30 protein-coding genes are annotated in these 25,579 nt (G+C 65.1%); 24 read left to right on the forward strand and 6 right to left on the reverse strand.

What is annotated here, in order from left to right; all coding sequences use genetic code 11:
- Positions 1-91: 91 nt before the first annotated feature.
- Positions 92-1,447: a 3-carboxy-cis,cis-muconate cycloisomerase gene (locus BRAD3257_RS15400; protein ID WP_122402527.1), complete on the reverse strand. Its 1,356-nt coding sequence runs from the start codon at positions 1,445-1,447 to the stop codon at positions 92-94.
- A gap of 171 nt (positions 1,448-1,618) precedes the next feature.
- Here BRAD3257_RS15400 and BRAD3257_RS15405 point away from each other — a divergent pair, with 171 nt between their 5' ends.
- The 10 genes from BRAD3257_RS15405 (at position 1,619) to BRAD3257_RS15450 (ending at position 9,561) form a co-directional block, all read left to right on the forward strand.
- Positions 1,619-2,065, forward strand: a complete 447-nt coding sequence (locus BRAD3257_RS15405; RefSeq protein ID WP_018645847.1) for an SRPBCC family protein — start codon at positions 1,619-1,621, stop codon at positions 2,063-2,065.
- A gap of 135 nt (positions 2,066-2,200) precedes the next feature.
- Positions 2,201-2,686, forward strand: coding sequence for a (2Fe-2S)-binding protein (locus tag BRAD3257_RS15410; protein ID WP_014494194.1), 486 nt, complete (start codon positions 2,201-2,203; stop codon positions 2,684-2,686).
- Positions 2,687-2,713: 27 nt separating this feature from the next.
- A complete protein-coding gene (locus BRAD3257_RS15415; protein ID WP_122402528.1) occupies positions 2,714-3,520 on the forward strand; it encodes an FAD binding domain-containing protein in 807 nt (268 codons plus the stop codon).
- A gap of 60 nt (positions 3,521-3,580) precedes the next feature.
- Positions 3,581-4,486, forward strand: coding sequence for an AAA family ATPase (locus BRAD3257_RS15420; protein ID WP_122402529.1), 906 nt, complete (start codon positions 3,581-3,583; stop codon positions 4,484-4,486).
- A 109-nt stretch (positions 4,487-4,595) separates the two neighbouring features.
- Positions 4,596-5,798 carry a vWA domain-containing protein gene (locus tag BRAD3257_RS15425; protein WP_122402530.1) on the forward strand — a complete coding sequence of 401 codons (1,203 nt, stop codon included), beginning with the start codon at positions 4,596-4,598 and terminating at the stop codon, positions 5,796-5,798.
- Between the two features lie 10 nt (positions 5,799-5,808).
- Positions 5,809-6,132, forward strand: a complete 324-nt coding sequence (locus BRAD3257_RS15430) for an XdhC family protein (RefSeq protein WP_008564652.1) — start codon at positions 5,809-5,811, stop codon at positions 6,130-6,132.
- Positions 6,133-6,134: 2 nt separating this feature from the next.
- Positions 6,135-6,836, forward strand: coding sequence for an XdhC family protein (locus tag BRAD3257_RS15435; RefSeq protein WP_122402531.1), 702 nt, complete (start codon positions 6,135-6,137; stop codon positions 6,834-6,836).
- Positions 6,833-8,437: an NTP transferase domain-containing protein gene (locus tag BRAD3257_RS15440; RefSeq protein ID WP_122402532.1), complete on the forward strand. Its 1,605-nt coding sequence runs from the start codon at positions 6,833-6,835 to the stop codon at positions 8,435-8,437. The genes BRAD3257_RS15435 and BRAD3257_RS15440 overlap by 4 nt, the downstream gene beginning before the upstream one ends.
- Before the next feature lie 201 nt (positions 8,438-8,638).
- Positions 8,639-9,028, forward strand: a complete 390-nt coding sequence (locus tag BRAD3257_RS15445) for a DUF4189 domain-containing protein (protein ID WP_122402533.1) — start codon at positions 8,639-8,641, stop codon at positions 9,026-9,028.
- A gap of 122 nt (positions 9,029-9,150) precedes the next feature.
- Entirely contained in the window at positions 9,151-9,561 is a 411-nt protein-coding gene (locus BRAD3257_RS15450; protein ID WP_122402534.1) for a DUF2000 family protein, read from the forward strand.
- Positions 9,562-9,714: 153 nt separating this feature from the next.
- Here BRAD3257_RS15450 and BRAD3257_RS15455 read toward each other — a convergent pair whose 3' ends face one another.
- The 3 genes from BRAD3257_RS15455 to BRAD3257_RS15465 are packed head-to-tail and all read right to left on the reverse strand — an operon-like array spanning position 9,715 to position 10,937.
- Complete coding sequence (locus BRAD3257_RS15455; protein WP_122402535.1) at positions 9,715-10,128, reverse strand: GFA family protein; 414 nt, start codon at positions 10,126-10,128, stop codon at positions 9,715-9,717.
- A gap of 15 nt (positions 10,129-10,143) precedes the next feature.
- Complete coding sequence (locus BRAD3257_RS15460; RefSeq protein WP_122402536.1) at positions 10,144-10,605, reverse strand: SRPBCC family protein; 462 nt, start codon at positions 10,603-10,605, stop codon at positions 10,144-10,146.
- Positions 10,602-10,937 carry an ArsR/SmtB family transcription factor gene (locus BRAD3257_RS15465; RefSeq protein ID WP_122402537.1) on the reverse strand — a complete coding sequence of 112 codons (336 nt, stop codon included), beginning with the start codon at positions 10,935-10,937 and terminating at the stop codon, positions 10,602-10,604. Before BRAD3257_RS15465 ends, BRAD3257_RS15460 begins: the two co-directional genes overlap by 4 nt.
- Positions 10,938-11,048: 111 nt before the next feature.
- Between BRAD3257_RS15465 and BRAD3257_RS15470 the strand changes: the two genes are divergently transcribed.
- From BRAD3257_RS15470 to BRAD3257_RS15520, 10 genes are all read left to right on the forward strand, one after another.
- Entirely contained in the window at positions 11,049-11,741 is a 693-nt protein-coding gene (locus BRAD3257_RS15470; RefSeq protein ID WP_122402538.1) for a TetR/AcrR family transcriptional regulator, read from the forward strand.
- On the forward strand, positions 11,738-12,526 hold the full coding sequence (locus tag BRAD3257_RS15475; RefSeq protein ID WP_122402539.1) for an HlyD family secretion protein: 789 nt from the start codon (positions 11,738-11,740) through the stop codon (positions 12,524-12,526). The genes BRAD3257_RS15470 and BRAD3257_RS15475 overlap by 4 nt, the downstream gene beginning before the upstream one ends.
- Complete coding sequence (locus BRAD3257_RS15480; RefSeq protein WP_122402540.1) at positions 12,523-13,455, forward strand: ABC transporter ATP-binding protein; 933 nt, start codon at positions 12,523-12,525, stop codon at positions 13,453-13,455. The genes BRAD3257_RS15475 and BRAD3257_RS15480 overlap by 4 nt, the downstream gene beginning before the upstream one ends.
- Positions 13,452-14,615 carry an ABC transporter permease gene (locus tag BRAD3257_RS15485; RefSeq protein WP_122402541.1) on the forward strand — a complete coding sequence of 388 codons (1,164 nt, stop codon included), beginning with the start codon at positions 13,452-13,454 and terminating at the stop codon, positions 14,613-14,615. The genes BRAD3257_RS15480 and BRAD3257_RS15485 overlap by 4 nt, the downstream gene beginning before the upstream one ends.
- 130 nt (positions 14,616-14,745) lie before the next feature.
- Positions 14,746-16,053 (forward strand): adenylate/guanylate cyclase domain-containing protein, encoded by a 1,308-nt coding sequence (locus tag BRAD3257_RS15495; protein ID WP_122402543.1) that lies wholly within the window; start codon positions 14,746-14,748, stop codon positions 16,051-16,053.
- A 145-nt stretch (positions 16,054-16,198) separates the two neighbouring features.
- A complete protein-coding gene (locus BRAD3257_RS15500; protein WP_122402544.1) occupies positions 16,199-16,408 on the forward strand; it encodes a hypothetical protein in 210 nt (69 codons plus the stop codon).
- 130 nt (positions 16,409-16,538) lie between these two features.
- A complete protein-coding gene (locus tag BRAD3257_RS15505) occupies positions 16,539-17,270 on the forward strand; it encodes a GntR family transcriptional regulator (protein WP_122402545.1) in 732 nt (243 codons plus the stop codon).
- A 49-nt stretch (positions 17,271-17,319) separates the two neighbouring features.
- Positions 17,320-18,561, forward strand: coding sequence for an MFS transporter (locus tag BRAD3257_RS15510; protein WP_122402546.1), 1,242 nt, complete (start codon positions 17,320-17,322; stop codon positions 18,559-18,561).
- 23 nt (positions 18,562-18,584) lie between these two features.
- Positions 18,585-19,478, forward strand: a complete 894-nt coding sequence (locus BRAD3257_RS15515) for an amidohydrolase family protein (RefSeq protein WP_122402547.1) — start codon at positions 18,585-18,587, stop codon at positions 19,476-19,478.
- Positions 19,479-19,596: 118 nt separating this feature from the next.
- Complete coding sequence (locus BRAD3257_RS15520) at positions 19,597-20,511, forward strand: PhzF family phenazine biosynthesis protein (protein WP_122406585.1); 915 nt, start codon at positions 19,597-19,599, stop codon at positions 20,509-20,511.
- A 102-nt stretch (positions 20,512-20,613) separates the two neighbouring features.
- On the opposite strand, the gene BRAD3257_RS15525 is transcribed toward BRAD3257_RS15520, so the two are convergent.
- Positions 20,614-21,075, reverse strand: coding sequence for a DUF488 domain-containing protein (locus BRAD3257_RS15525; protein WP_122402548.1), 462 nt, complete (start codon positions 21,073-21,075; stop codon positions 20,614-20,616).
- Between the two features lie 9 nt (positions 21,076-21,084).
- Positions 21,085-21,921 (reverse strand): DUF72 domain-containing protein, encoded by an 837-nt coding sequence (locus BRAD3257_RS15530; protein ID WP_122402549.1) that lies wholly within the window; start codon positions 21,919-21,921, stop codon positions 21,085-21,087.
- A 103-nt stretch (positions 21,922-22,024) separates the two neighbouring features.
- On the opposite strand from BRAD3257_RS15530, the gene BRAD3257_RS15535 reads away from it, so the two are divergent.
- The 4 genes from BRAD3257_RS15535 to BRAD3257_RS15550 all read left to right on the forward strand — a co-directional run bounded on the left by BRAD3257_RS15535 (position 22,025) and on the right by BRAD3257_RS15550 (position 25,574).
- A complete protein-coding gene (locus BRAD3257_RS15535) occupies positions 22,025-22,405 on the forward strand; it encodes a hypothetical protein (protein ID WP_122402550.1) in 381 nt (126 codons plus the stop codon).
- Positions 22,406-22,492: 87 nt separating this feature from the next.
- Positions 22,493-22,696: a hypothetical protein gene (locus BRAD3257_RS15540; RefSeq protein WP_122402551.1), complete on the forward strand. Its 204-nt coding sequence runs from the start codon at positions 22,493-22,495 to the stop codon at positions 22,694-22,696.
- Positions 22,697-22,937: 241 nt separating this feature from the next.
- Positions 22,938-24,065 (forward strand): glycosyltransferase family 2 protein, encoded by a 1,128-nt coding sequence (locus BRAD3257_RS15545; RefSeq protein ID WP_122402552.1) that lies wholly within the window; start codon positions 22,938-22,940, stop codon positions 24,063-24,065.
- 6 nt (positions 24,066-24,071) lie between these two features.
- On the forward strand, positions 24,072-25,574 hold the full coding sequence (locus BRAD3257_RS15550) for a glycosyltransferase family 39 protein (protein ID WP_122402553.1): 1,503 nt from the start codon (positions 24,072-24,074) through the stop codon (positions 25,572-25,574).
- Positions 25,575-25,579 lie beyond the last annotated feature (5 nt).

The raw sequence follows: 25,579 nt of genomic DNA on the forward strand, positions 1-25,579 counted from the left end.
TCCTCGTCATGCGCGGGCTTGACCCGCGTATCCATCTAAAAAGTGGATCTATCCAGGATGATGGATTGCCCGGTCAAGCCCGGCAATGACATCAGGAGAGATCCAATGAATCCAGCAGCCGGTCGATCAGCGCCTGCGACGCCCCTTGATAGGCCATCGGCTCGAACAATGCCGCAATTTTTTCCGGCGGCAGATGTGCGGTGACCTGCGAATCGCCTGACAGCACCTCGCGCAGATGCTTCTTCTCGGCGACCGCGCGCTTGCTGGCGGCCTCGACCAGATGATGTGCGGCGCTCTTGCCGAGCTTCTCGGCGAGCGCAAAGGTGACCGCCTCGGCCATGATCAGCCCGTGCGTCGCATCGAGATTGCTGCGCATGCGCGCCGCATCGACCTCGAGACCCTCGGCGATGTCGACGATGGCGGCCAGCGCGCCAGAGGTGACCAGCATCAATTGCGGCAGCGTCGGCCATTCCGCGTGCCACGGGCCGGCGCTGCGTTCATGGTCTTGCACCTGCGCGGCGAAAATCGTCGCGGCGAGCTGCGGCGCCATCGTGGCCGCGCCGAGCGCGCTCGCAGCGGCGACCGGGTTGCGCTTGTGCGGCATGGTCGATGAGCCGCCGCGGCCTTCGCCGGCGGGCTCGAACGCTTCGGCGACGTCGGTCTGCATCAGCAGCGAGACATCGCGTGCGATCTTGCCGCAGCTGCCGGCAAGGATTGCCAAGCAGGATGCAGCCTCGGCGATGCGGTCGCGATGGGTATGCCAGGGCGCCTCGGGCAGCGGCAGATCGAGCTCTTGCGCCAGCCGTTCGGCCACCGCGAGCCCGTTGTCCCCGAGCGCGGCGAGCGTGCCGGCGGCACCTCCGAATTGCAGCGCGAGGCCATCGCGGGAGAGTCGCCGCAGGCGGCAGCGCGCACGGGCGAGGCTTGACGCGTATTCCGCCGCCTTCAGCCCGAACGGCATCGGCAGCGCGTGCTGGAGCCAGGTCCGCGCCACCATCGCGGTGTTGCGATGGCTGCGCGCCAGTGCGGCAAAGCCCCTGATGGCGCGGCTGAGGTCGGCGTCCAGCGCCGCGATACCGGCGCGAAGCGTGAGCATGGTTGCGGTGTCGATGACGTCCTGGCTGGTCGCGCCCCAATGCACGTAGCGTGCGGCCTCCGCGTCTTTCTTGCCGACATCGGCGGTCAGCGCCTTGACCAGGGGAATCGCGAGATTGCCCGATCGCGTCGCGGCCTCGGACAGTGCGGCCACGTCGAAGGAATCGGCCTTGCACGCGGCCTCGATCGGGCCGACGGCAGATGCCGGAATCACGGCGGTGGCAGCCTCGGCGCGTGCCAAGGCTGCCTCGAAATCGAGCATGTTCTGCAGGGTAGACCGATCGTCGCAGATCGCGCGCATGGCGGAGCTCGACAGCATCGGCGCGAGCAGGGGGGAAAGAGATGTGCTCATCTTGCGCGCGACCTAATCATCATGGCCCGGCTGTGCCAATCCCCTACCGCCAGTACACGTCTTTTTGCAGTTGCGAATATGCATTGCACGTGACCTGGCGCCGCCCTTTCCTTTGCCGCGTCCCTGCGTTACTTGATCAGCACTATAGTTGCGCGATCCGGGAGGCACCTCATGGCCATGACGATGAACGGCGAAGTCCAGCTTGCAGCGCCGCGCGAAGCCGTGTGGGCCAAGCTCAACGATCCCGAGGTCCTGAAAGCCTGCATCCCCGGCTGCGAGGAGCTCGAGAAGACTGACGACGGCGGCTTTCGCGCGACGGCAAAAATGAAGGTCGGCCCGGTGTCGGCGCGCTTCAAGGGCAAGGTCATGCTGTCCGACCTCGACCCGCCGAACGGCTACAAGATCTCCGGTGAGGGCGAGGGCGGGGTGGCCGGATTCGCCAAGGGCGGCGCGGCGGTCAAGCTCGCCGAGAAGGACGGCGGCACGCTGCTCTCCTACGACGTCGAGGCGCAGATCGGCGGCAAGTTGGCGCAGCTCGGCCAACGCCTCATCAACGGCACCGCCAAGAAACTCGCCGACGAATTTTTCGCGAACTTCGCCAAGGCGGTACAGGGCTGAAACCTATCGCCTTTCGGCATGGCGGCTTGCGTCCGGGGTGATGTTGCCCCAGGCGACAATGGCCCATATGATGGGTTGGAATAATTATAAGAACGGCTTCGACGGGACCCGTCGGGGCTCTGATAGAGAGTGCTTATGGCAAAAATCTCCCTCATCGTGAACGGCAATCCTGTGACGGCCAATGTCGATCCCCGCACGCTTCTGGTGCAGTTCCTGCGCGAGAATCTGCGGCTGACCGGCACCCATGTCGGCTGCGACACCTCGCAGTGCGGCGCCTGTGTCGTGCATCTCGACGGCAAGGCCGTGAAGTCCTGCACCACGCTCGCGGTGATGGCCGATGGTCACGAGGTCAAGACGATCGAGGGACTGGCGGCCGACGGCGCGCCGCTGCATCCGATGCAGGAGGCCTTCCGCGAGCACCACGGCCTGCAATGCGGCTTCTGCACGCCCGGCATGATCATGACTGCGATCGACATCGTGCACCGCAAGGGCCACGAGCTCGACGACCATACAATTCGCGAGGAGCTCGAAGGCAATCTCTGCCGCTGCACCGGCTATCAGAACATCGTCGCTTCGATCTCCGCCGGCGCCAAGGCCATGGCGAAATCCGATCTCGCGTAACGCGCATCCCGCGATCAGGACATTCAGATGTACGAATTCAAATATCATCGCCCTGGGACCGTTCGCCAGGCGGCCAACCTCCTGGTGAAGAACGAAGACGCCAAGGTGATCGCCGGCGGCCACACGCTGATTCCCGTCATGAAGCAGCGCCTCGCAAGCCCGCCGCATCTGGTCGATCTCTCCCACATCGAGGGGCTCAACACGATCGAGATGAAGGGCCGCTCGCTCGTGATCGGCGCCACCGCCAAGCACGCCGACGTCGCGACCTCCGCGATCGTCGGTGAGGCGATCCCCGCGCTGGCGAACCTTGCCGGCGGAATCGGCGATCCCGCCGTGCGTCACAAGGGCACGATCGGCGGCTCGCTCGCCAACAACGATCCGACCGCCGACTATCCGGCCGCGGTGCTCGCGCTCGGGGCCACCATCGTCACCAACAAGCGCCGCCTCAAGGCGGAAGAGTTCTTCCAGGGTCTGTTCACGACGGCGCTGGAAGCCGACGAGATCATCACCAAGGTGATGTTCCCGCTGCCGAAGAAAGCGGCCTATGTCAAATTCCGCAACCAGGCCTCGCGCTACGCGCTGGTCGGCGTGTTCGTGGCGCGGCGTCCTTCGGACGTGCGTGTTGCCGTCACCGGCGCCGGGTCTGAAGGCGTGTTCCGTGTCACCGCATTCGAGGAGGCCCTGAAGAAGCGCTTCGCCTCGAAGGCGCTGGAAGGCATCACGGTGCCGGCGGAAGGCCTCAACAGCGATATCCACGGCAGCGCCGAATACCGCGCACATCTCATTGGTGTTCTGACGCGGCGCGCCGTCGACGCCGCCAATGCCAAGGAATGATGGGCCTCACTCATTGGCCCAAGGCTTGCCCGGTGAGGGCGTAAACGAGACTGGCCTTTCATGACTCTAGCGGCCCTGCCGGCATCGGTCGATGCGATGCTCGAACTCCTGACGTCGCGCGGCTATCTTGCCGAGCGATCGCTGGCGACGGTGACGTATCTGTCGCTGCGGATGGGCCGGCCGCTGTTCCTGGAAGGCGAGGCCGGAGTCGGCAAGACCGAGATCGCAAAGGTGCTCTCGGTGGCGTTGGGGCGGAAGCTGATCCGCCTGCAGTGCTACGAAGGCCTCGACGTCTCCTCCGCGGTCTACGAATGGAACAGCGCGGCGCAGATGATCGCGATCCGGATGGCGGAAGCCGCCGGCGACACCGATCGCGAGCAGCTTTCGAGCGACATCTTCGCCGATCGCTACATGATCAAGCGGCCGCTGCTCCAGGCGCTGGAGCCCGATGTCGCCGGCCCGCCGGTGCTGTTGATCGACGAGCTCGACCGCGCCGACGAGGCGTTCGAAGCCTACCTGCTCGAAATCCTCAGTGACTTCCAGGTGACCATCCCCGAATTCGGCACCGTGAAGGCGCCGTACCCGCCGATCGTCATCATCACCTCCAACCGCACCCGCGAGATCCACGACGCGCTGAAGCGGCGCTGTCTCTATCACTGGGTGGATTATCCTGCCGCCGAGCGCGAGCTTGCGATCGTCAAGACGCGCGTGCCCGGCATCTCCGCAAAGCTGTCGCAGCAGGTGGTGCGCTTCGTCCAGGCACTGCGCAACCAGGACTTCTACAAGTCGCCTGGGGTCGCCGAGACCATCGACTGGGCCACCGCGCTGTCGGAGTTGGATGCCCGCTCGCTCACCCCGCAAGTGGTCGGCGACACGCTGGGCGCGCTGCTCAAGTACCAGGACGACATCACCCGCATGCAGGGCGATACCTTGCAGAAGGTGCTGAAGGAAGCGACGAGCGATTAGGCGTCATTCCGGGGCGCGCGAAGCGCGAACCCGGAATCTCATGCCACAACCTCCGGATTCCGGGCTCGTCGTTTCGCGACGCCCCGGAATGACAGAGCGGGGATAGACCATGGCCATCAACCACCTTGCCCCCGAGCAGACAGGGCAATTCGCCGACAACATCGTCGGCTTCGCCCGCGCGCTGCGTGCGGCCGGCATGCCGGTCGGTCCGGGCGCCGTCATCGATGCCATGAGCGCCCTGCAGGTGATCGACATCGGCAACCGGTCCGATGTCTTCACCACGCTGGAGGCGATCTTCGTCAAGCGCCACGAGCATGCGCTGATTTTCAGCCAAGCCTTCAACCTGTTCTTCCGGGCCTCCGAAGAGTGGAAGCACATGCTGGATTCGGTGCCGCTTCCGGAGCAGGCCAAGAAAAAGCCGCAGGCCGGCGCCCGTCGCGTCCAGGAGGCGATGTTGCAGCCGCGCATGACCGAGACGCCGCAGCACCAGGAGCAGGACCTGCGCCTGTCGGTCTCCGACAAGGAAATCCTTCAGAAAAAGGATTTTGCGCAGATGACCGCGGCGGAGATCACCGAGGCGCTGCACGCCATCGAGCGGATGCACCTGCCGCAGGCCGAGCTGCTGACGCGCCGGCAACGACCCGATCCGCGGGGCCTGCGTCTCGACCTGCGCCGCACGCTGCGCGCCTCCTTGCGGACCGGCGGCGACATCATCGACATCCATCACCTCGGGCGGATCGAGAAGCCGGCGCCGATCGTTGCGCTGCTCGATATCTCGGGCTCGATGAGTGAGTACACCCGCCTGTTCCTGCATTTCCTGCATGCCATCACCGATGCACGAAAACGCGTCTCGGTGTTCCTGTTCGGCACGCGGCTGACCAACGTTACCCGCGCGCTGCGCCAGCGCGACCCCGACGAGGCGCTGGCGAGTTGCTCGGCCGCAGTCGAGGACTGGGCAGGCGGTACGCGGATCTCGGCCTCGCTGCACAACTTCAACAAATTGTGGGCCCGGCGCGTGCTGAGCCAGGGTGCCATCGTGCTCTTGATCTCCGACGGGCTGGAGCGGGAGGCCGATTCCAAGCTCGCCTTCGAGATGGACCGGCTGCACCGGTCCTGCCGGCGGCTGATCTGGCTCAACCCGCTGCTGCGGTTCGGCGGCTTCGAGGCCAAGGCCCAGGGCATCAAAATGATGCTTCCCCACGTTGACGAATTCCGCCCGGTACATAATTTGAGTTCGATCCAGGAGCTGATCACGACGCTCTCCCAGCCGCTGCCGCCGCATCACCGCAGCCTGATCCGCTCCGCAGCTTGAGAGGCGCCCCATGCTTGATCGCGACGAGGACATTCTGAAGGCGGCGGAGGACTGGCAGAAGGCCGGCCGTGGCGTCGCGCTCGCCACCGTCGTCGAGACCTGGGGCTCGGCCCCGCGCCCGGCGGGCTCTAGCCTCGTCATCAATGACGAGGGCACCTTCCTCGGCTCCGTCTCCGGCGGCTGCGTCGAAGGCGCCGTGGTCACCGAGGCTATGGACGTGATCGAGAGCGGCAAGCCGAAAATGCTTGAGTTCGGCGTCGCCGATGAGACCGCCTGGAATGTCGGGCTGTCCTGCGGCGGCACCATCCGAGTCTTCGTCGAGAAGGTTGGCTAGCCGTGAAGCTCGCAATCCTGCACGAACTCAACGCCGAGCGCGCCGCGCGCCGGCCCGTGATCCTCGTCACCGACACCGAGACCGGTGAGCAGCGTCTGGTGAAGGCCGCAGACTTTGCCAAGGACCCGCTAGGGGCCGAACTGGAGAAGCAGCTTCGCATGGGCAAGAGCGCCAATGTCGAGGCCGGCGGCAAGAAGCTGTTCCTGAATGTCTACGCGCCGACCGCAAAGCTCGTGATCGTCGGTGCGGTTCATATCAGCCAGGCATTGGCGCCGCTGGCGCGCTCGCTCGGCTATGACGTCACCGTCGTCGATCCCCGCACGGCCTTTGCGAGCCCTGAGCGCTTTCCCGACATTCCCCTGATCGCCGAATGGCCCGACACCGCGCTGCCGCCGCTCAATGTCGACGCCTATACGGCGTTCGTCGCGGTGACGCACGATCCCAAGATCGACGACCCCGCGCTGCTGCACGCCTTCGAGCGCAACTGCTTCTACATCGGCGCGCTCGGCTCGCGGAAAACGCATGCCAAGCGGGCCGATCGGTTGCGGGCGCAGGGCGCGAAGGAAAGCGACATCGCGCGCATCCACGCGCCCATTGGTCTTGCGATCGGCGCGGTCTCGCCATCCGAGATCGCGGTCGCGATCATGGCCGAGATTACGGCGGTGCTCCGCCTGCCTCCCAAAGAGAGAGAACAAGCGGCATGAAGTTCGGACCAGCGAGCCCCAGGGATGCGATCGGCGGGGTGACCGTCCACACCCTGCGTCAGGGACCGCTGGTGCTGAAGAAGGGCACGACGATCGGTCCGGCCGAGGTCGAAGCGCTGGAGCGCGCCGGCATCAAGGACATCGTCGTGGTGCGCATGGAGGAGGGCGACGTCTCCGAGGACGTTGCGGCCGCGAGCATCGCGCTTGCGGTCGGCGGCGAGGGCATCCATGTCGAGCGCGCCTTCACCGGCCGTGCCAATCTGTTCGCCGCGCGGCCGGGCGTGCTGGTGGTCGACCGCGCCGCGGTCGACCGCATCAACAATGTCGACGAGGCCATCACCTTTGCCACGCTCACCGCTTTCAAGCCGGTGGTCGAGGGCGAGATGGTCGGCACCGTCAAGATCATCCCGTTCGGCGTCGAGGGACGTTTGCGCGATGCCGCCGTGCAGGCCGCCGGCAAGGACGTGCTGAAGGTCGGGCCTTACGTGATCAAGCGCGTCGGCGTGGTCTCGACGCTGCTGCCGGGCCTCTCCTCCAAGGTGATCGACAAAACCCTGCGCGTCACCGCCGAGCGGCTCGCGCCGGCCGGCGCCAGCATCGTTGGCGAGCGGCGTGTCCCGCACGAGAAGCAGGCGCTGTCGGCAGCGATCAATGAGGTGCTGGGCCTGGGCGCGGAGCTCGTGATCGTATTCGGTGCATCCGCGATCGCCGATCGCCGCGACGTGATTCCGGCGGCCGTCACCGGCATCGGCGGCGAGATCGAGCATTTCGGCATGCCGGTCGATCCCGGCAATCTGTTGCTGATCGCCCGCGCCGGCAATGTGCCGGTGCTCGGCGCGCCAGGCTGCGCGCGCTCGCCGGTCGAGAACGGGTTCGACTGGGTGTTGATGCGGCTGCTCGCCGGCATCAAGGTGACGCGGTCCGAGCTGATGGGCATGGGTGTCGGCGGTCTTCTGATGGAGATCGTGACGCGGCCGCAGCCGCGCGCCAAGCCCGAGACCGAGGGCAACAGTCAGGTCGCGGCCATCGTGCTCGCGGCGGGCCGCTCGACGCGGATGGGCGGACCGAACAAGCTGCTCGCCGAGCTCGACGGCAAGAAGCTGGTGCGCCTTGCGACCGAGCAGGCGCTGGCCTCCAAAGCATCCGAAGTGATCGTCGTCACCGGTCACCAGGCCGAGCTGGTCGAGCAGGCGCTGCAAGGGTTGAAGGTGAAGTTCGTCCGTAATCCGGATTTCGCCGGCGGCATCGCCGGCTCGGTCAAGGCCGGCGTCGCCGCCGTGCCCGAGAGCTGCGACGGCGCGGTGGTGTGCCTCGGCGACATGCCGCTGATCGATGCAGGGCTGATCGATCGTCTCATCGACGGTTTTGCGCCGGACCGCGGCAATCTCATCGTCGTGCCCGTCAGCGAAGGCCGCCGCGGCAATCCCGTGCTGTGGTCGCGCCGCTTCTTCAAGGAGTTGATGACGCTCGACGGCGACGTCGGCGCGAGGCATTTGATCGCCAAGCATGCGGAGGCAGTCGCCGAAGTGCCGGTTGATGGCGAGAGCGCCTTCCTCGACATCGACACGCCGCAGGCGCTGGAAGCGGCCCGACGGGGATGACGTGTCGTAGGAGCGTAGGAGTGGCAAAGCGAAGCGTGCCCACCCTTTTCGATTTCGGTGGAGATAAATGGTGGGCACGGCGCTTCGCGCTTTTGCGCACTCTACCGCAGCTCCTAGCCTTCCGTTTTCAACTCCCCGTTCACCATCTGGAAACGACCGCCGCTTAGAGTTCTCCACCTGCCTTGGGGGGAGGGGTTTTCCATGGCTTCGAATGTCGTCGCGCGCCGTTGCGCGATGTTTTTCTTTGCGCTGTCGGTTTGTGTTTCCGGCGCCCGTTACATTACCGAAGCCCATGCGGCCGGTGCATTCGCCGTCGGCAAGTGTGGTGCCTATGGCCAGGCCTATGACTACAGCGCCGAGCACGAGGCGCGCGCCGCGGCGCAGAAGCAGTGCAAGGGCGATTGCACGACGGTGACGATGAAGCGTGCGTGCGCGGCGATGTCGGTCGATATGACAAACCCTTGCGGCGCTTACGGCTATGCCGTCAAGCCCAAGATCTCCGCCTCGCTCAATGCCGCCACACGCGAATGCTATAAATACGGCGGCAAGGAATGCGTGATCCGCGCCTGGGCCTGCGACGCCAAGGGTTGATTTTCTGCTCCGTCATTCCGGGACCTCGCGGAGCGACGAACCCGGAATCTCGTGCGATAATCTCCAGATTCCGGGTCTGCGCTTTAAGGCGCATCCCGGAATGACAATTTGTGGAGACATGCATGCAGTTCGACACCAAGATCGCCGTCGTGATCCGCACTGATCTTCAGGCCTGGCAGAAGCTCAACGTTGCGGCCTTTCTCACCAGCGGCATCGCGGCTGCGTTTCCCGAATGCGTCGGCGAGCCCTATGAGGACGCCTCGGGCACGGCATATCACGCGCTGATTGGCCAGCCGATCCTGATCTACGGCGCCGACGGTCCTGCCTTGTCGCGCGCGCTCGACCGTGCGCTCACACGCAACGTCAAGCCGGCCGTCTACACTGAAGACATGTTCAAGACCACGCATGACGCCGCCAACCGCGAGGCGGTGAGGGCGGTGGCGCGAAACGAGCTCAATCTCGTCGGTCTCGCCGTTCGTGCCGAGCGCAAGGTGATCGACAAGATCGTCGACGGCCTCAGGTTCCATGGCTGAGGCGGCCGCGGCGCCGCCATCGCCATGTCACGATGGCGCGAGCGCTTGCGTAGCGGTTTGTCTCTAATCAAGGGTGCGCGGCGAGTTGCCGCTAGAGGCCAAGCCCGGCGAATGGGCGGTGATTTCCGGCGTCGGTCGTCACTCCCTCGCTGCTCACCCCGGCGGCATCCCCTCGAACTTCGGCAAGTCCGGGTCGAGACGATCCCAGCCATGCCCGCGCGCTGCGTAGGTCACCGCCTGCGGCTTGTAGCGGGCGGGCTCGTCGAGGCTCGCGGCGCGGATGGTGAAGATGTCGGGCATCGCGGCGAAGGTCATATAGACGGGCAGGCCGCACTGCGGACAGAAGCCGCGCGTCTTCACGTTGCCGCTGTCGCCGACCATGTCCCAGTGCGTCGCCTCGCCGCTCAGCGTGACGCCGGCGCGCGCGAAGGTCGCGAAGGAGCCGTGGCCGCTGCCGCTCTCCCGCTGGCAGTCCCGGCACTGGCAGTGATTGCTGAACAGCGGCTCACCGACAATCGAATAGCGGATCGCGCCGCAGGCGCAGCCGCCGGTATAGGGCTTGTCCATCGTGATATCTCCCACTCACTTTTCGCCGCTGATCTCGTCGAGCTGACGGACGACCTTCTTCCAGCCGCCGCTCATGATTGTGTAGGCCGACTCGTTCCTGGGCAGGACGAAGCCCGCATGGACCAGGCGGAGCCGCGTGCCGGCTTCGACCGGGGTGAGGGACCACGTCACGACGGTGTCGAGCGGCGCGCCGTAACCGGTGTTGAGCTCATGGCCGCCTTTCCAGGCATAGACGAGACGCCTGAAAGCCACGACCTCGAGAACCCGGCAATGGATCACGCCGTCCCAGTTGCCGCCTGGGGTCGTCTGGAACGTGAAGGCTTTGCCTTCGACGGCTTCAAAGCCGGTCGGCTGCATCAGCCAGCGCGCGATCAATTGCGCGCTGGTCAGCGCCTTCCAGATCGTCTCCGGTGCATGAGGGAGCACCTCGTCGATGACGATGTCCTTTGTTTCGGCTTTCGACGCGGCAGTACTCACGGATCGATCTCCTTCAACAGGTCACGCAGGTTCTGGAAGCGCTCGCGCCAGAAGACGCCGTAGTGATCCATCCAGGTCACCAGCGGCTCGAGTCCCTGCGGCGCGGCGCGGTAATAGACATTGCGGCCCTCTGCACGCTCGGCGACGAGACCGGCCTGCTTGAGAGACTTCAGGTGCTGCGAAATCGCGCCCTGAGTGACGCCGCTGCCGCGCGTCAGCTCGGCGACGCTGATCTCCTTGCTCTCGAACACGCGCTCGAACACGGCGCGGCGGGTGGGATCGGCGAGGGCGCGCATCACGCTGGTGACGGGGTTTGGAGTGGCTTGGATCATGGCCTCAAATTAGCGATCACTAATGCATTAGTCAATACTAATTTGTCCGCGAAGCGGGGGAGCGCCTTTTGCAGACTTGACTATGACTGACCAGTCAGTCATAAATGTCGAATGACGAAGAAGCCGACCAAAGCCGCCTTGCCCTCTGCGGCCTCCCACGCGAACGGCCCTGAGGCTGCTGGCCCCGACGCGGCGCCTGCCTCGAACCGCGCCGCGCGCGCGGCGGAGCGGCGTGCGGCGATCGTGGAAGCGGCGATGGACGAATTCATCGCGCGCGGGTTTGCGGCGACGCGCCTTGACGACATTGCCAAGCGCGCCGGCGTGGCAAAGGGCACGATCTACCTGCACTTCAAGGACAAGGAATCGATGTTCGAGGAGCTGGTGCGCATCGTCATCGTCCCCGTGGTCGCGCGATTGACTACGCTGCCGCCGCCGGCAGGCTCGGTGCGCGACCTGATCGAGGCGTTCGCCGGTAACTTCCTGAAGGAGGTGATCGGCACGAGGCGCGGCGATCTGGTGCGCCTGATCGTGGCAGAGGGGCCGCGCTTTCCCTCGGTCGCCGACTTCTACTACCGCGAGGTGGTCTCGCGTGGGATCGCCGCCATGCGCGCGCTGATCGAGCTCGGTATTGCCCGCGGCGAGATCCGCGAAAAGGATCTTGCTCGCTATCCGCAGATCCTGGTCGCGCCTGCGATGATCGCGGTGATCTGGCAGAGCCTGTTTGCGCGGCATGCGCCGCTCGATGCGCAGGAGATGCTGCGCGTTCATCTGGATTTGATTTTTGGCGAACGGAGGACGACATGAGGTCGTCGCAAGCAATTTTCAGTCTTGCATTGACGATCGTCCTCGCGGCCGGGCTGGCCGGCTGCAACGAGCAGCGCGATCCCGGCTTCCAGGGCTGGGTCGAGGCCGACATGATCTTCGTCAGCCCGGACGAAGCCGGCCGGGTGATCAAGCTCAATGTCCGCGAGGGCGACGAGGTCAAGGTCGGCGATCACCTCTATTCCGTCGATGACGACCTCCAGCTTGCCGATCTCAACCAGAACAAGGCGACGCTGGCGAATGCGCAGCAGACCTATGACCGGGCCGCCTCACTGAGCAAGACCGGCGCGGGTACGCAGGCCAATCTGGACTCCGCCGTTTCGGCTTTGCGGGTGGCGCAAGCGCGGGTGGCGACGTCGGAGACGCGCTTGGCGCGGCGCAAGGGCTTCGCGCCGGTCGCCGGCACCATCCAGCAGATCTATTTCCGCGAGGGCGAGATGGTCGCGGCGCAGCGGCCGGTGCTCTCGATCATGCCGCCGGGCAACATGAAACTGCGCTTCTTCGTGCCGGAGACCGAGCTGTCCAAGCTTGCGATCGGGGATACGGTGCGCGTCTCTTGCGACAATTGCGCCGCCGATCTCACCGCAAAGATCTATTTCATCGCGACCTCGGCGGAATACACTCCGCCCGTCATCTACAGCCTCGATGAGCGCAACAAGCTGGTCTACCTGATCCAGGCGCGGCCCTCGCGGCCTGACGCCTTGCGGGTCGGACAGCCGATCGATGTCCATCTCAATCCAAAGACCCCGGTGGCGGACAAGCGATGAGCAACGGCAACGGCATCGCCATCGACGTCAAGGGCCTGACCAAATCGTTCGGCGGCCGCGAGGTCGTGCACGATCTGTCGATGCAGGTGAAGCGCGGCTCGATCTACGGCTTCCTTGGACCTAACGGCTCGGGCAAGACCACGACCATCCGCATTATTTGCGGGCTGCTCACGCCGGACAGCGGCGAGGGCACCTGCCTCGGCTACGACATCCGCCGCGATGCCGAGAAGATCAAGCGCCAGGTCGGCTACATGACCCAGCGCTTCAGCTTGTACCAGGACCTCTCGGTGCGCGAGAACCTCGAATTCGTCGCGCGGCTCTATGGCCTCGCTGATGCGCGCGGCGCCGCACGTGACATGATCACGCGGCTCGGGCTCTCGGGGCGCGAGGAGCAGCTTGCAGGCGAGCTCTCCGGCGGGTGGAAGCAGCGGCTGGCACTCGGGGCCTGCACGCTGCCCAATCCACAATTGTTGCTGCTCGACGAGCCGACCGCCGGCGTCGATCCCAAGGCGCGGCGCGATTTCTGGAACGAGATCCACGCACTCGCCGCCGACGGTCTCACGGTGCTGGTCTCGACCCACTACATGGACGAGGCCGAGCGCTGCCACGAGATCGCTTACATCGCCTACGGTCATCTCCTGACGCACGGCACCGTGGAGGAGGTGATCGCGAAGTCGGCGCTCACGACCTACACCGTCACGGGCGAGGATTTGAACGGGCTCGGGGCCGCGCTCACCGGCAAGCCGGGCGTCGACATGGTGGCGCCGTTCGGCACCTCGCTGCACGTCTCCGGCCGCGACGTCGCGGCGCTCGAAGACAGCATCGCGTCTTGGCGCAAGAAGGGTGGGCTGCACTGGCAGAAGTCGCAACCCTCGCTCGAAGACGTGTTTATCGAGCTGATGGGGCGCTCCAAGGATAATTTCCAATGAGCGTGGTTGATCTTCCAGCTCCAGCCCGGGAAATTCGCGAGCGCTTCGGCTTCCTGCGGCGCTCCTATGCGATGCTGATCAAGGAGTTCATCCAACTCAGGCGCGACCGCGTTTCCTTCGCGATGATCGTGATGTTGCCTGTGATGCAGCTCATGCTGTTCGGCTATGCCATCAACACCACGCCGCATCATCTGCCGAGTGCCGTGCTGCTCCAGGAGGATTCTGATCTCACCCGCTCGATTCTGAAGGCCCTGGAGAACACAGCCTACTTCCGCTTTCTCTACGAAGTGCACGACGTCGACGATTTCGACAACCTGCTGAAATCCGGCAAGGTGCTGTTCGGCGTCGAGATCCCGCGCGGCTTCGAGCGGGCGGTGCGGCGCGGCGACAGGCCGGCGCTGCTGGTCGCCGCCGATGCCACCGATCCGGTTGCGGCGAGCGCGGCGCTCGGCTCGCTCGGCATGGTCGTGCAGACCGCGCTCAAGCACGATCTCTTCATCGGCGATCCTCCGGAGATGCCGTTCGAGATCCGCGCGCATGCCCGCTACAATCCGGCCGCGGCCTCCAGCCTCAACATCGTGCCGGGCCTGGTCGGTACCATTTTGACCATGACCATGCTGATCTTCACCGCACTGTCGGTCACGCGCGAGGTCGAGCGCGGCACCATGGAGAGCCTGTTGTCGATGCCGATCAAGCCGGTCGAGGTGATGTTCGGCAAGATCGTGCCTTACGTGCTGGTCGGCTTCGTCCAGGCCTTCCTGATCATCGGCATCGGCGTCGGTCTGTTCGGCGTGCCCGTGCTCGGAAACCTCGTCCTGCTGGCGCTGCTCTCGACGCTGTTCATCACCACCAATCTGTCGATCGGCTATACGATCTCGACGGTGGTGCAGAACCAGCTCCAGGCCATGCAGATGTCGATGATGTTCTTCCTGCCGAGCATTCTTCTGTCCGGATTCATGTTCCCGTTCGCGGGCATGCCGACCTGGGCGCAGTATGTCGGCGAATGCCTGCCGCTGACCCATTATCTGCGCATCGTCCGCGCCATCATGCTGAAGGGCGCGACCATGCAGAATTTGCGCTTCGATACGCTGGCGCTGACGGCCCTGATGCTGCTCGCCATGACCATCGCCGTGACGCGCTTCCGCCGCACGCTGGATTGAGGCAAACTGGCCTTGATGTCATCCCGGGGCGATGCGCTAGTATCGAATTATGGTGCGCAGTTGCGCACCTGAGAATCTCCAGATTCCGGGCTCGCGACTGCTTCGCGCCCCGGAATGACCAGGGGGTGAAATGGTCAGGTTTGCGAGCAGGAAGGCGCGGCATCATACCGTGCTATCGGAGGACTTCGAGCGCGAGCTGACGCGGGAGGTGCTGCGCACCGAGCTGTTGCGGGTGCGCGCCCTGATCATGACGGGCTGCGTCATGATGTTGTTCCTCACCGCGATCTACTTGATTGATCCCGCCGTGGTGAACCGGGTTTGGCGCGGGACGAAAGGGCTGATCGAGGTCTACGGCCTTCTCGTCGGCTTCATCCTGTTCGAGGTTTGGGTCCATACCCAGATCAGGAAGAACCTCCGCCTCGATCGCGACGTGCCGGTGATCAGGCGCTATATCGGCACGCTGATCGAGACGTCGCTACCGACGGTGATGCTCATCCTGCAAATCCGGACCATGGGCGCGAGCCAGGCGCTCGGATTCGCCGTGCCGCTGATGTACTTCATTTTCGTCATCCTCTCCACTCTGCGGCTCGATTTCTGGCTCTCCACTTTCACGGGTTTTGTAGCCGCAACCGGGCTTCTGGCGATCGCGCTGTATTACAACTCGGCGGGGGAGGCCGACGAACCCCTGATCTATTTCCATGCCGTGCGCAGCATCATCATCCTGATCTGCGGGGTGCTGGCCGGCGCCGTGGGCGCGCAGCTGCGGCGGCAATTTGCCGCCAGCATCGCGGCGGCCACCGCGCGCGACCGGGTGACCAATCTGTTCGGCCAGCACGTTTCTCCGCAGGTGGTGGAGCAGCTGATGGCGACGGGAACGAGCACAAGCGGCGACGTCCGCCGCGTCGCGGTGATGTTCGTCGATTTCCGCGGCTTCACGGCCGGCGCGCAATCGCGCACGCCGCAAGAGGTGGTCGATCGGCTCGACGGCGCCTTCGCCGTGCTGGTCGATATCCTCGACCGTCAAGGCGGCATCGTGAACAAGTTTCTCGGTGACGGTTTCCTCGCGCTGTTCGGTGCGCCGCTGGAGGCCTCCGACGCCGCGCACCGCGCGGTCGCCGCCGGCCGCGAGATGCTGATGGCAATGGATCGCATCAACGCGGAGAGCAGCTGGCCGCTTCGCATCGGCATCGGCATCCATTTCGGCGAGGTCGTCGCCGGCAATATCGGCTCGCCCCGGCGCAAGGAATACACCGTCATCGGCGATACCGTGAACTTCGCCTCGCGCTTGGAGGCGTTGAACAAGGAGTTCGGCTCGCAGCTGCTGATCTCCGCGTCCGTGCGCGAGGCGCTGGGCGCAGACGGTAGCGATGCCGTCGCGCTCGGCGAAGTCGAGGTGCGCGGCTACGGGCAGAAAGTGCCGGTGTTTCAGCTCGGCTAGCGCGCCTTCAAATGTGAGTCGCGCGTCGTTGAAGCGCCGTCGCGCTGCGTTGACGACGCGTGATGAAATATCCCTGCTAGTTTTCGGGTCCTGCACGGTGGAAGCCGAAACGTCTCGGCTTTCATTCGTTATCCGGAGAAAGCCAATGACCCGATCGACCCTTGTTGCGGCCGCGCTGATCGCCACCGCCATCCTTCAAACCGAAGCCGCAGCCGCGCCCAACGTCACGGCGCGGCACGCCGCAACTCACGTCACGACAGACTGCGTCAGGGCTCCGGCAGAGGGTGCGTTTGCATCTGATCCCTACAAGCAGCCGCCCTGCCTGCCCAACACGGCCCACGCGTCCCCGAACTAGGGCTCGCATCAGATGAGGCCGGGCTGGCGAGGTCTGCCAGCCCGGTGTCGGGCGGGCGACGGCAGGCTTGCCCTCGCGGTATCATAGTAGGACCTTGACTTGCGCTTCATCTAGTCATCTATATGACTAAATGAATTCAACGCCGCTGGACGACCGCCTGCCACGCTACCAGCGCCTGCGCGACGACCTCGCGGCGCGCATCAACCGCAATGAGTGGCGGCCGGGCGAGCCGATCCCTTCGGAAGCCGAGTTGGCTGCGCATTACGGCGTTGCCATCGGCACCGTGCGCAAGGCGATCGATCAGCTCGTCAGGGACGGCGTGCTCGAGCGGCAGCAGGGCCGCGGCACCTTCGTGCGCCGCGCGCGGTTCAATTCATCGCTGTTCCGCTTCTTCCGCTTCCAGTCCGAGAGCGGCGAGCGGCGCGTGCCGAAGAGCCGGATCATCCGCCGCAAGAGCGTGCCGGCGACATCGGCGGTCGCATCCGCGCTACGCATCCCGGTCGGCGAGCCGGTGATCAGCCTCTCGCGCCTGCGCCTGATCGACGACGTGCCGCTGCTCGCAGAGGAGATCTGGCTGCAGCAATCACGTTTCGCCAAGATTCTCGAGATCGACACCGCCGAATTCGGCGACCTCCTGTATCCGCTCTACGAGGAGCGCTGCGGCGAGGTCGTGGTTTCGGCCGAGGAGATCCTCACTGTCGAGACCGCCAACGAAATGCAGGCGCGCCTACTCAGGCTCGCGCCTCATGCCCCGCTGATCGTGATCGAGCGCCTCGCGCTCGACCTCGAGCGCCGACCGATCGAATGGCGCAGGTCGCGCGGGCCGGCCGACCGCTTCCGCTATCACGTCGAGATCCGCTGAAGCGGCCTTTCTACGTCATCAAGCAATAACGAGTACAGGGGTAGGAAACATGTCGAACTGGTACAGCGAGAGCTCGCCGCTGGAGCGGCGCACGTTCTGGGCAAGCTTTGGCGGCTGGGCGCTCGATGCGCTCGACGTCCAGATGTTCGGTCTTGCCATCCCGGCGCTGATCGCCGCGTTCGGCATCAGCAAGGCCGATGCCGGTCTGCTCGGCTCCATCACGCTGTTCTTCGGCGCGTTCGGCGGCTGGTTCGGCGGTGCGCTCGGCGATCGCTTCGGCCGCGTCAAGGCGCTGCAGATCACGGTGGCCACCTTTGCGCTTGCGACCTTCGCCTGCGCCTTCGCGATGACCTACACCCAGCTCCTGGTCTTGAAGGCGATCCAGGGCCTCGGCTTCGGCGCCGAATGGGCCTGCGGCGCCGTGCTGATGGCCGAGATCATCCGGCCCGAGCATCGCGGCAAGGCGCTCGGCTCGGTGCAGAGCGCCTGGGCGGTGGGATGGGGCGCCGCCGTGCTGCTCTCGGCGCTGGTCTTCACCTATGCGCCGGCCGACATCGCCTGGCGGCTCTTGTTTGCGCTCGGCCTGTTGCCCGCGCTCCTGATTATCTTCATCCGCCGCGGTCTGAAGGAGCCGCCGCGCGCGGCCGCGGCCGAGAAGACGCCGTTCTTCGCAACGCTCTCGGGCATCTTCCACCGCGACGTGCTGCGCTCCACCCTGATCGGCGGCCTGTTCGGCATCGGAGCCCATGGCGGTTATGCCGCGCTGACAACCTTCCTGCCGACGTACTTGCGCGAAGTCCGGCATTTGTCGGTGCTTGGCTCCAGCGGCTATCTCGCCGTGATCATCGTCGCCTTCTTCTGCGGCTGCGTGACCAGCGGCATCATCAGCGATCGCATCGGGCGCCGGGCCAATGTCGCGTTCTTTGCCACCTCCTGCATCGTCACGGTGCTGATCTACATCTTCGCGCCGCTGACAGATGGGCAGATGCTGGTGCTCGGCTTTCCGCTCGGCTTCTTCTCCGCCGGTATTCCCGCCAGCATGGCGGCGCTGTTCAGCGAGCTTTATCCGGCCGGCGTGCGCGGCACCGGTGTCGGCTTCTGCTACAATTTCGGCCGCATCGTCTCCGCCGCGTTCCCCTTCCTTGTCGGCTTCCTCAGCGAACATATCGGGCTTGGGCCTGCGATCGGCATCGATGCGGCCTTTGCCTATTCGCTGGTCCTGATCGCGGTACTGCTGCTGCCGGAGACGCGCGGCAAAGTCTTCGAACAGACCGCCGCGACGCGCGCCTGACGTGCAGATGGAGAGCAAGTGCCATGACGTTCGTCTCGCGCGGCCTCACACGCCGCCAGTTTGGTGCGGGCCTCGGATCGCTCGCCGCAACGGCCGCCACCACAGCCAGGAGTGAGGCGGCCTTGCCGACGATCGATAGCCATGCCCACGTCTTCCACCGAGGTCTCCAGCTCGCGCCGGGCCGGCGCTATGCGCCCGGCTACGACGCGCCGCTGGCGCTCTATCTGGAGCAGCTCGACCGGAGCAGCATGAGCAATGGCGTGCTGGTGCAGCCGAGCTTTCTCGGCACCGACAATTCCTATCTGGTCGATTGCCTGAAGCAGGCGAGCGGTCGCCTGCGCGGCATCGCCGTGGTCGATCCCGCGGCGACGACGGACGAGTTGCGTGTGCTCGATCGCGCCGGCGTCGTCGGCATTCGGCTCAATCTCGTCGGCCAGCCCTTGCCGGATCTCGCCGCCCGCGAGTGGAAGGCGCTGCTCGGAAGCGTGAGAGCGATGGGGTGGCAGGTCGAGGTCCAGCGCAACGCCTCCGATCTTGCCGTGCTCGCGCCACAGCTGCTCGATCACGGCGTCACCGTCGTGCTCGATCACTACACGTTGCCGGACCCGAAGCTCGGCGTCGGCGATCCCGGTTTCCAGTCGGTACTGAAGCTGGGAGCGACGAAGAACGTCTGGGTCAAGATCTCGGCGCCCTATCGCAACGGTGCGGCCGGCGAAGACTTCGCGAAGCAAGCCTTTCCGCTGCTGCGCGGAGCTTACGGCCTCAATCGCCTGTTGTGGGGCAGCGACTGGCCGCACACGCAATTCGAGGCGACGCAGACTTACGCGAAGAACCGGGAATTTCTCGATCTGCTAATCGTCGACAAGAGCGAGCGTGCGCAAGTGCTCGCGGCGCCACGGCCGCTCTTTCGCTTCTGAATCTCTTCCGCGATTGCTCCGATTGCTCCGAATTTAGGGGCATGACGAGCGATGTTTTCGGCTTGTAGACTGCTGCGTGATGCGGCCCGTCGGCCGCGACTTGCATGGGGAAGTGACGATGCAGCGCCGCTACATCACCGTCGACGTGTTCACCGATCGCGCCTTCGGCGGCAACCAGCTCGCCGTGGTGCTCGATGCCGGCGGGCTCTCGACCGCGCAGATGCAGGCGATCGCGACCGAGTTCAACTATTCCGAGACGACGTTCGTGCTGCCGCCGCGCGACAAGGCCAATGATGCCGAGGTGCGAATCTTCACGCCGGTGAGGGAGCTTCCCTTCGCAGGACATCCTAATGTCGGGACCGCCTTCGTGCTGGCGAGCCTTGCCAGGGAGCCGAAGTCGCGGCTGCTGTTCGAGGAGAAGGCGGGTCTCGTACCGGTGGACATTGTGCGTGAGCAGGGCCGGGTGGTCAGCACCGAGCTCACCGCTCCGCAGCCGCTGTCGCGGCTTGCACAATGTTCTGCCGAAGAGGTCGCGGCCTGCATTTCTCTGACTGCGGATGACATCAAGACCGATCATCATGCGCCGCAAGTCGTCGGCGTCGGAACGCCGTTCGTGGTTGCCGAGGTGCGATCGCGCGAGGCCGTGCGCCGGGCCAGGCCGGACGCCGCAGCGTTTGGCCGGATGCTGCCGCGCGACGGCGCTTTCTCGGTCTATTTCTACACCCGCGATGTGCCGGCAGCTGAGGCATCTTGCGAGCGTCAGGCGCGGATGTTCTTTCCTGGCGCCAGCGGGCTGATCGAAGACCCCGCGACCGGCAGCGCGACGATTGCCGCCGCCGCCCTGTTCGCCGATCTCGATCCCGCGCGCGACGGCGAATTGAAGCTCACGATCGGCCAGGGTTTTGACATGGGCCGTCCAAGCATTCTTCTCACCCGCGTCCGCAAGCGGGACGGCAAGATCGTCTCCGCTCATGTTGGCGGCAGTTGCGTACAGATGATGGCGGGGACGTTCCGGTTGGCTAGGGATTCCTAGCCCGGATGGAGCGAAGCGCAAGCCGGGGGGTGCTGCGAGGGTCGAAGGTCCCGATTACGCTTTCGCGCCATCCGGGCTGCGGGATCGGGCTCGCGCGCCCAGCTACATCTGCCGTCCCGGCAAATTCTTCACCGTCACGCCATTGCGCTCCTCGATGATCTCCGCGATCATCCGGCGGTGGCAGTGGGTGTGGTCGCGTTCGTAGCAGAGCAGGCACACCGGGCCGGCCTTGTTTACGAGCGCCGACAGCTCGTCCATCTCTTCTTTCGCCTGCGGCGTCTTCAGGTGCTTCGAATAGATCGTCTCCAGCACGTCATATTGCCCGCTGCGGGCGGCGAGGCGACCTTCCTTGGGCGTGCCGAGCGCGGCGAGATGGACATAGGCGATGCCGCGCTCATCGAGCCCGGCGGATAGCTGCTTCTTGGAAAAGCCCGGCCGGCGCGACGACGTCACCGCGCGCACGTCGACCACGAGCTTGACGCCCGCAGCTTCCAGCTCGTCCAGCACGGCCTTGGGCGGTGTCTGCTCATAGCCGATGGTGAAGAGCGTCTTCGCCTTTGCCATGAACCATCCTCAGCTCACTCGCGCGATCAGTTCCATGGCGCCGTGAGGTGCGCGCACCTTACCCTCGTGGATGACATAGGCGAACACGTCACGCGGTTTCTTCTTCGGCTTGGCCGTGTCAACCTTCGGCAGGTCATCCGGTTCACCGCCCGCAGCCCAATCCTTGAAGCGCTCCGCCCAGGCATCGAGCTGCTTCGGCGGATAGCAGGTCTTGATCTCGTCATTGCCTTTCTGAAGCCGCGCATAGACGAAATCGCCGGCGACATCGGCGATGGCGGGATATTTGCCATGCTCGGCGAACACCACGGGCGTCTCGAACTCGCGGATCAGTGCGATGAAGTCAGGCGTGCAAAAGCTGTCATGGCGGACCTCGACGACGTGGCGCAGCGCGCGCCCATCGAGCTTGCGCGGCAACAGCTCCAGGAACTTGCCGAAATCGGCGCCGTCGAACTTCTTCGTCGGCGCGAACTGCCACAGCACCGGCCCGAGATGGTCACCGAGTTCCAGCACGCCGGAATCATAGAACCGCTTGATGGAATCGCCGGCCTCGGCGAGCACGCGGCGGTTGGTGGCGAAGCGCGGTCCCTTCACCGAGAACACGAAATCATCAGGCACCTCGCTCGCCCATTTGCGAAAGCTCTCCGGCTTCTGCGAGCCGTAATAGGTGCCGTTGATCTCGATCGAGGTCAGCTTCGAGGCGGCATAGGACAGCTCCTTCGCCTGCGCGAGCTTCTCCGGATAGAACACGCCGCGCCAGGGTTCGAAGGTCCAGCCGCCGATGCCGATGAAGATGTTGCCGGTTTTTTTGGACGCGGTTTTTGCTTTGGCCACGGGAGGATCTCGCATCGTCGGGGGAGGAGGGCTTCATCCTAATCAAACCAGATGTGATTGGCCAGTTGGCCCGTCCCGTCTAAGCTCGCGGCCGGACCCGCGAAGAAGGAGAACAACAATGCGGATGCTGTTGGTGGGAGCCTTACTCATCACGATGACATCTGCTGCCATGACGTGTTCTGCCTTGGCAGATGACGACGACGCGAAAAGTGCACAGAAGCTTGCCCAGCAGGGCCGCGACGATTACTGGCATTGCCTGGCGCGGGAATATTCGCGCGACTCCAATCAGGGCCTGTCGGAGCAGGATTTCGGCCGCTCGGTTGCGGGTGCCTGTCCATCGGAGCGGCAATATTACCGCGTGGCGCTGCTCGATTATCTTACCACGCAGTATCCGGATATCGATGCCGGCGCCCATCTCGCTACCGCCAACAGGGCGGTGGAGGCGGCGCAGAAGGACATCGTGATCACCTTCGTCAAGCACCGGCCGCCCCAGAAGTAGCAAGTCACCAAGGCTGGCTGGCAGCTCTTCCGGCCGCGCGCTCATCCATGGTATCAGTGGGCCCATCTGGAGCAGGGATGGGTTTCCATGTCGTCTGAGTCGGTGGGTGGCGTTCTGGGGGCGATCGTCGCGGCGATCGTGCTTGCGGTTGCCGTCGTGTTCGGGCCGATCGGCCAGTACGGCAAGCCGCCCAAGCCGGCGAAGGTCGAGCCGGCCCCGGCGGCTGCACCGCCAGCACCCGCCGCGCCCGCGCCGCGCGGGCCGATCATCCGGGAAGTCCCCAACCAATAGGGCGCGAAAAATGGGGTTTCCACCCCCTTGCGAAGCGCTTTTGCCGTCCCCATCTAGCCTCTAACGGCGACGTTGAGCGAAGAACTCCGTCGTTGGGACGACCTTGGAATAGCTCAGGCCTGCGCCGGATGTACGCGCGGTCCGCCATTCCGGGGTCGTTGGCATTTTGGGCCCCTTTTTGGGCCGTTCCCCACAGACCCCGGCTTGGCAGCGCAGGACGCGGCGGATATACGCTGCCGTCATGAATGAAGCGATCAGACCGGGCGTCGACATCCAGGCTCAAGAGGGGCCGGAACTGTCGGTCATCGTCCCCACCTTCAATGAGCGCGACAACGTCACGGTGCTGTACCGGCGCCTGGAGGCGACCCTCGCCAACGTCGCCTGGGAGGTCGTGTTCGTCGATGACAATTCACCCGACGGCACCTGGGACGTCGTGCGCGCGCTGGCGCAGCGCGACAGCCGCGTGCGCTGTGTCCGCCGTATCGGCCGCCGCGGTCTGTCGGGCGCGTGCATCGAGGGCATCCTCGCCTCGAGCGCTCCCTATGTGGCCGTGATCGACGCCGACCTCCAGCACGACGAGACGCAACTGCCCAAAATGCTGTTGCTGCTCGCAAGCGATCAGGCCGACCTCGTGGTCGGCAGCCGCTACATCGAGGGCTACAAGAGCGAAGGTTTCAACAAGCAGCGCGCCGGCGCCAGTGCGCTCGCAACCGAGGTCGCCAAGAAGATGTTGCGGGTCGAGATTGCCGACCCCATGAGCGGCTTCTTCATGATCCGCCGCGACCGTTTCGAGCAGCTCGCGCCAAAGCTCTCCGTGCACGGCTTCAAGATCCTGCTCGATGTCGTCGCGACTGCGCACGGCAGCTTGCGGGCGGTCGAGATTCCCTACACCTTCGGCGCCCGCCAGCACGGCGAGAGCAAGCTCGATTCCATGGTCGCGCTCGACTTCCTCGGTCTCGTCTTCGCCAAGCTGACCAACGACATCGTCTCGCTGCGTTTCATCCTGTTCGCGATGGTCGGCGGCATCGGTCTCGTGGTGCACTTGACCACGCTGTTCATCGCACTTCAGCTGTTCAAGGCGCCGTTCGCGGAGGCGCAGGCCGCCGGCGCCATCGTCGCCATGACCAGCAATTTCATCCTCAACAACTTCCTCACCTATCGCGATCAGCGACTGAAGGGCTTTGCGCTGCTGCGCGGCCTGATCGCCTTCTACATCGTGTGCAGCGTCGGCCTGCTCGCCAATGTCGGCGTCGCATTCTCGGTGTACGACCAGGAACCGATCTGGTGGCTGGCCGGCATGGCCGGCGCGCTGATGGGCGTGGTATGGAATTACGCGATGTCCGGACTGTTCGTCTGGCGCAAGAAATAGCGCGTGATGGGCGGAGCTGACGCGCGGATCGTCCGCAACACCGCGCTGACGATCCTCGCGCTGGTGGCCCTGCGGCTCGTCGCGGCCGCCTTCACGCCGATCACCTTCGACGAAGCCTATTATTGGATGTGGTCGAGGAACCTGGCCGGGGGTTACTACGACCACCCGCCAATGGTCGCCTATGTGATCCGCGCCGGCACCCTGATCGCGGGCGATACCGAGCTCGGCGTCCGCCTCGTCTCGATCCTGCTCGCACTGCCGATGAGCTACGCGGTCTATCGTTCCGCCGCAATCCTGTTCGGCGGCGCGCGCGTGGCTGCAACCAGCGCCATCCTGCTCAACGTGACGCTGCTGGCCTCCGTCGGCACGCTGATCGTGACGCCCGATGCGCCGCTGCTGGTCGCCTCCAGCTTCGTGCTGTTCTTCCTCGCCAAGGTGCTGGAGACCGGCCGGGGCGCATGGTGGCTCGCGGCCGGTGTCGCGGTCGGCGCGGCGCTGCTCTCGAAATACACAGCGATGTTCTTCGGGCCGGCGATCCTGATCTGGCTCGCTTCCGTGCCGAAACTCAGGCGCTGGTTTATCTCGCCCTGGCCGTATCTCGGCGGCCTGGTCGCCTTGGCGCTGTTCTCGCCGGTGATCCTTTGGAATGCGGACCATCAATGGGTCTCGTTCGCAAAGCAGCTCGGGCGCGCGAAGATCGAGGACTTCCGCCCGGTCTTCATCGCAGAGCTGATCCCGACGCAGATCGCGTTCGCAACGCCGCTGGTCTTCATCCTCGGCGCCATGGGCCTGCACGCGCTGACCTGGCAGCGCGCCGGCGCGCTGGCCTCGCGCGTGCTGATCGAGACGATGTTCTGGACCATCGTCGCCTATTTCGTCTGGCACTCGCTGCATGCCCGCGTCGAGGCCAACTGGTTCGCGCCGGTCTATCCGCCCTTCGTCATGGCCGCGGCCGCCGCTGCCAACCTTGCGCAGTGGAAGCCGCGCCAGCGGCGCCTCGTCGACTTCTGCCTGCGTTGGGCCGCGCCGGTCGGCATCGTGATGTTTGCAGCGCTGGTCGTTCAGGCAAATACCGGCTGGCTGTCGGGCTATCGTCGCGATGCCACCGTGCGCAGCGTCGGTGTCGGCTGGCGCGAGCTCGCCGCAGAGATCGAAGCGGTGCGCGTGCGCGTCGGTGCGACCTGTGTGCTCGCACAGGACTACGGCACCACGAGCTGGCTCGCGTTCTACCTGCCGCGCGGCACCTGTGTGGCACAGCAGAGCCAGCGCATCCGCTGGGTCAACATGGGTGAGCCGGATCCCAAGCTGCTCGCCGGCAAGCTGCTCTATGTCGACGAGCTGCGCGCGGACGGGCATCCCGTCCTCAACGAGCGCTTTGCAACGGTGACGCAAGTTGCGCAGTTGCAGCGCAAGCGCGGGCCGCTCGTGGTCGAGACCTACGGCATCGATCTGCTCGAAGGCGCCAAGGATGAGGTGCTGGATCGCTCGCCGCCGCCTGAGGCGCGGTAGCGGAC

The organism is Bradyrhizobium vignae, from assembly GCF_900324035.1.
Taxonomy (GTDB): domain Bacteria; phylum Pseudomonadota; class Alphaproteobacteria; order Rhizobiales; family Xanthobacteraceae; genus Bradyrhizobium; species Bradyrhizobium vignae.

Coding starts and splice junctions, on each gene's coding strand:
- BRAD3257_RS15520 (WP_122406585.1), top strand. CDS start 19,597: ATGCAGCGCCGCTACATCACCGTCGACGTGTTCACCGATCGCGCCTTC.
- BRAD3257_RS15510 (WP_122402546.1), top strand. CDS start 17,320: ATGTCGAACTGGTACAGCGAGAGCTCGCCGCTGGAGCGGCGCACGTTC.
- BRAD3257_RS15425 (WP_122402530.1), top strand. CDS start 4,596: ATGGCCATCAACCACCTTGCCCCCGAGCAGACAGGGCAATTCGCCGAC.
- BRAD3257_RS15415 (WP_122402528.1), top strand. CDS start 2,714: ATGTACGAATTCAAATATCATCGCCCTGGGACCGTTCGCCAGGCGGCC.
- BRAD3257_RS15440 (WP_122402532.1), top strand. CDS start 6,833: ATGAAGTTCGGACCAGCGAGCCCCAGGGATGCGATCGGCGGGGTGACC.
- BRAD3257_RS15500 (WP_122402544.1), top strand. CDS start 16,199: ATGACCCGATCGACCCTTGTTGCGGCCGCGCTGATCGCCACCGCCATC.
- BRAD3257_RS15530 (WP_122402549.1), bottom strand. CDS start 21,921: ATGCGAGATCCTCCCGTGGCCAAAGCAAAAACCGCGTCCAAAAAAACC.
- BRAD3257_RS15445 (WP_122402533.1), top strand. CDS start 8,639: ATGGCTTCGAATGTCGTCGCGCGCCGTTGCGCGATGTTTTTCTTTGCG.
- BRAD3257_RS15465 (WP_122402537.1), bottom strand. CDS start 10,937: ATGATCCAAGCCACTCCAAACCCCGTCACCAGCGTGATGCGCGCCCTC.
- BRAD3257_RS15405 (WP_018645847.1), top strand. CDS start 1,619: ATGGCCATGACGATGAACGGCGAAGTCCAGCTTGCAGCGCCGCGCGAA.
- BRAD3257_RS15455 (WP_122402535.1), bottom strand. CDS start 10,128: ATGGACAAGCCCTATACCGGCGGCTGCGCCTGCGGCGCGATCCGCTAT.
- BRAD3257_RS15515 (WP_122402547.1), top strand. CDS start 18,585: ATGACGTTCGTCTCGCGCGGCCTCACACGCCGCCAGTTTGGTGCGGGC.
- BRAD3257_RS15420 (WP_122402529.1), top strand. CDS start 3,581: ATGACTCTAGCGGCCCTGCCGGCATCGGTCGATGCGATGCTCGAACTC.
- BRAD3257_RS15470 (WP_122402538.1), top strand. CDS start 11,049: ATGACGAAGAAGCCGACCAAAGCCGCCTTGCCCTCTGCGGCCTCCCAC.
- BRAD3257_RS15550 (WP_122402553.1), top strand. CDS start 24,072: ATGGGCGGAGCTGACGCGCGGATCGTCCGCAACACCGCGCTGACGATC.
- BRAD3257_RS15495 (WP_122402543.1), top strand. CDS start 14,746: ATGGTCAGGTTTGCGAGCAGGAAGGCGCGGCATCATACCGTGCTATCG.
- BRAD3257_RS15400 (WP_122402527.1), bottom strand. CDS start 1,447: ATGAGCACATCTCTTTCCCCCCTGCTCGCGCCGATGCTGTCGAGCTCC.
- BRAD3257_RS15480 (WP_122402540.1), top strand. CDS start 12,523: ATGAGCAACGGCAACGGCATCGCCATCGACGTCAAGGGCCTGACCAAA.
- BRAD3257_RS15535 (WP_122402550.1), top strand. CDS start 22,025: ATGCGGATGCTGTTGGTGGGAGCCTTACTCATCACGATGACATCTGCT.
- BRAD3257_RS15450 (WP_122402534.1), top strand. CDS start 9,151: ATGCAGTTCGACACCAAGATCGCCGTCGTGATCCGCACTGATCTTCAG.
- BRAD3257_RS15430 (WP_008564652.1), top strand. CDS start 5,809: ATGCTTGATCGCGACGAGGACATTCTGAAGGCGGCGGAGGACTGGCAG.
- BRAD3257_RS15545 (WP_122402552.1), top strand. CDS start 22,938: ATGAATGAAGCGATCAGACCGGGCGTCGACATCCAGGCTCAAGAGGGG.
- BRAD3257_RS15505 (WP_122402545.1), top strand. CDS start 16,539: ATGAATTCAACGCCGCTGGACGACCGCCTGCCACGCTACCAGCGCCTG.
- BRAD3257_RS15410 (WP_014494194.1), top strand. CDS start 2,201: ATGGCAAAAATCTCCCTCATCGTGAACGGCAATCCTGTGACGGCCAAT.
- BRAD3257_RS15540 (WP_122402551.1), top strand. CDS start 22,493: ATGTCGTCTGAGTCGGTGGGTGGCGTTCTGGGGGCGATCGTCGCGGCG.
- BRAD3257_RS15525 (WP_122402548.1), bottom strand. CDS start 21,075: ATGGCAAAGGCGAAGACGCTCTTCACCATCGGCTATGAGCAGACACCG.
- BRAD3257_RS15475 (WP_122402539.1), top strand. CDS start 11,738: ATGAGGTCGTCGCAAGCAATTTTCAGTCTTGCATTGACGATCGTCCTC.
- BRAD3257_RS15485 (WP_122402541.1), top strand. CDS start 13,452: ATGAGCGTGGTTGATCTTCCAGCTCCAGCCCGGGAAATTCGCGAGCGC.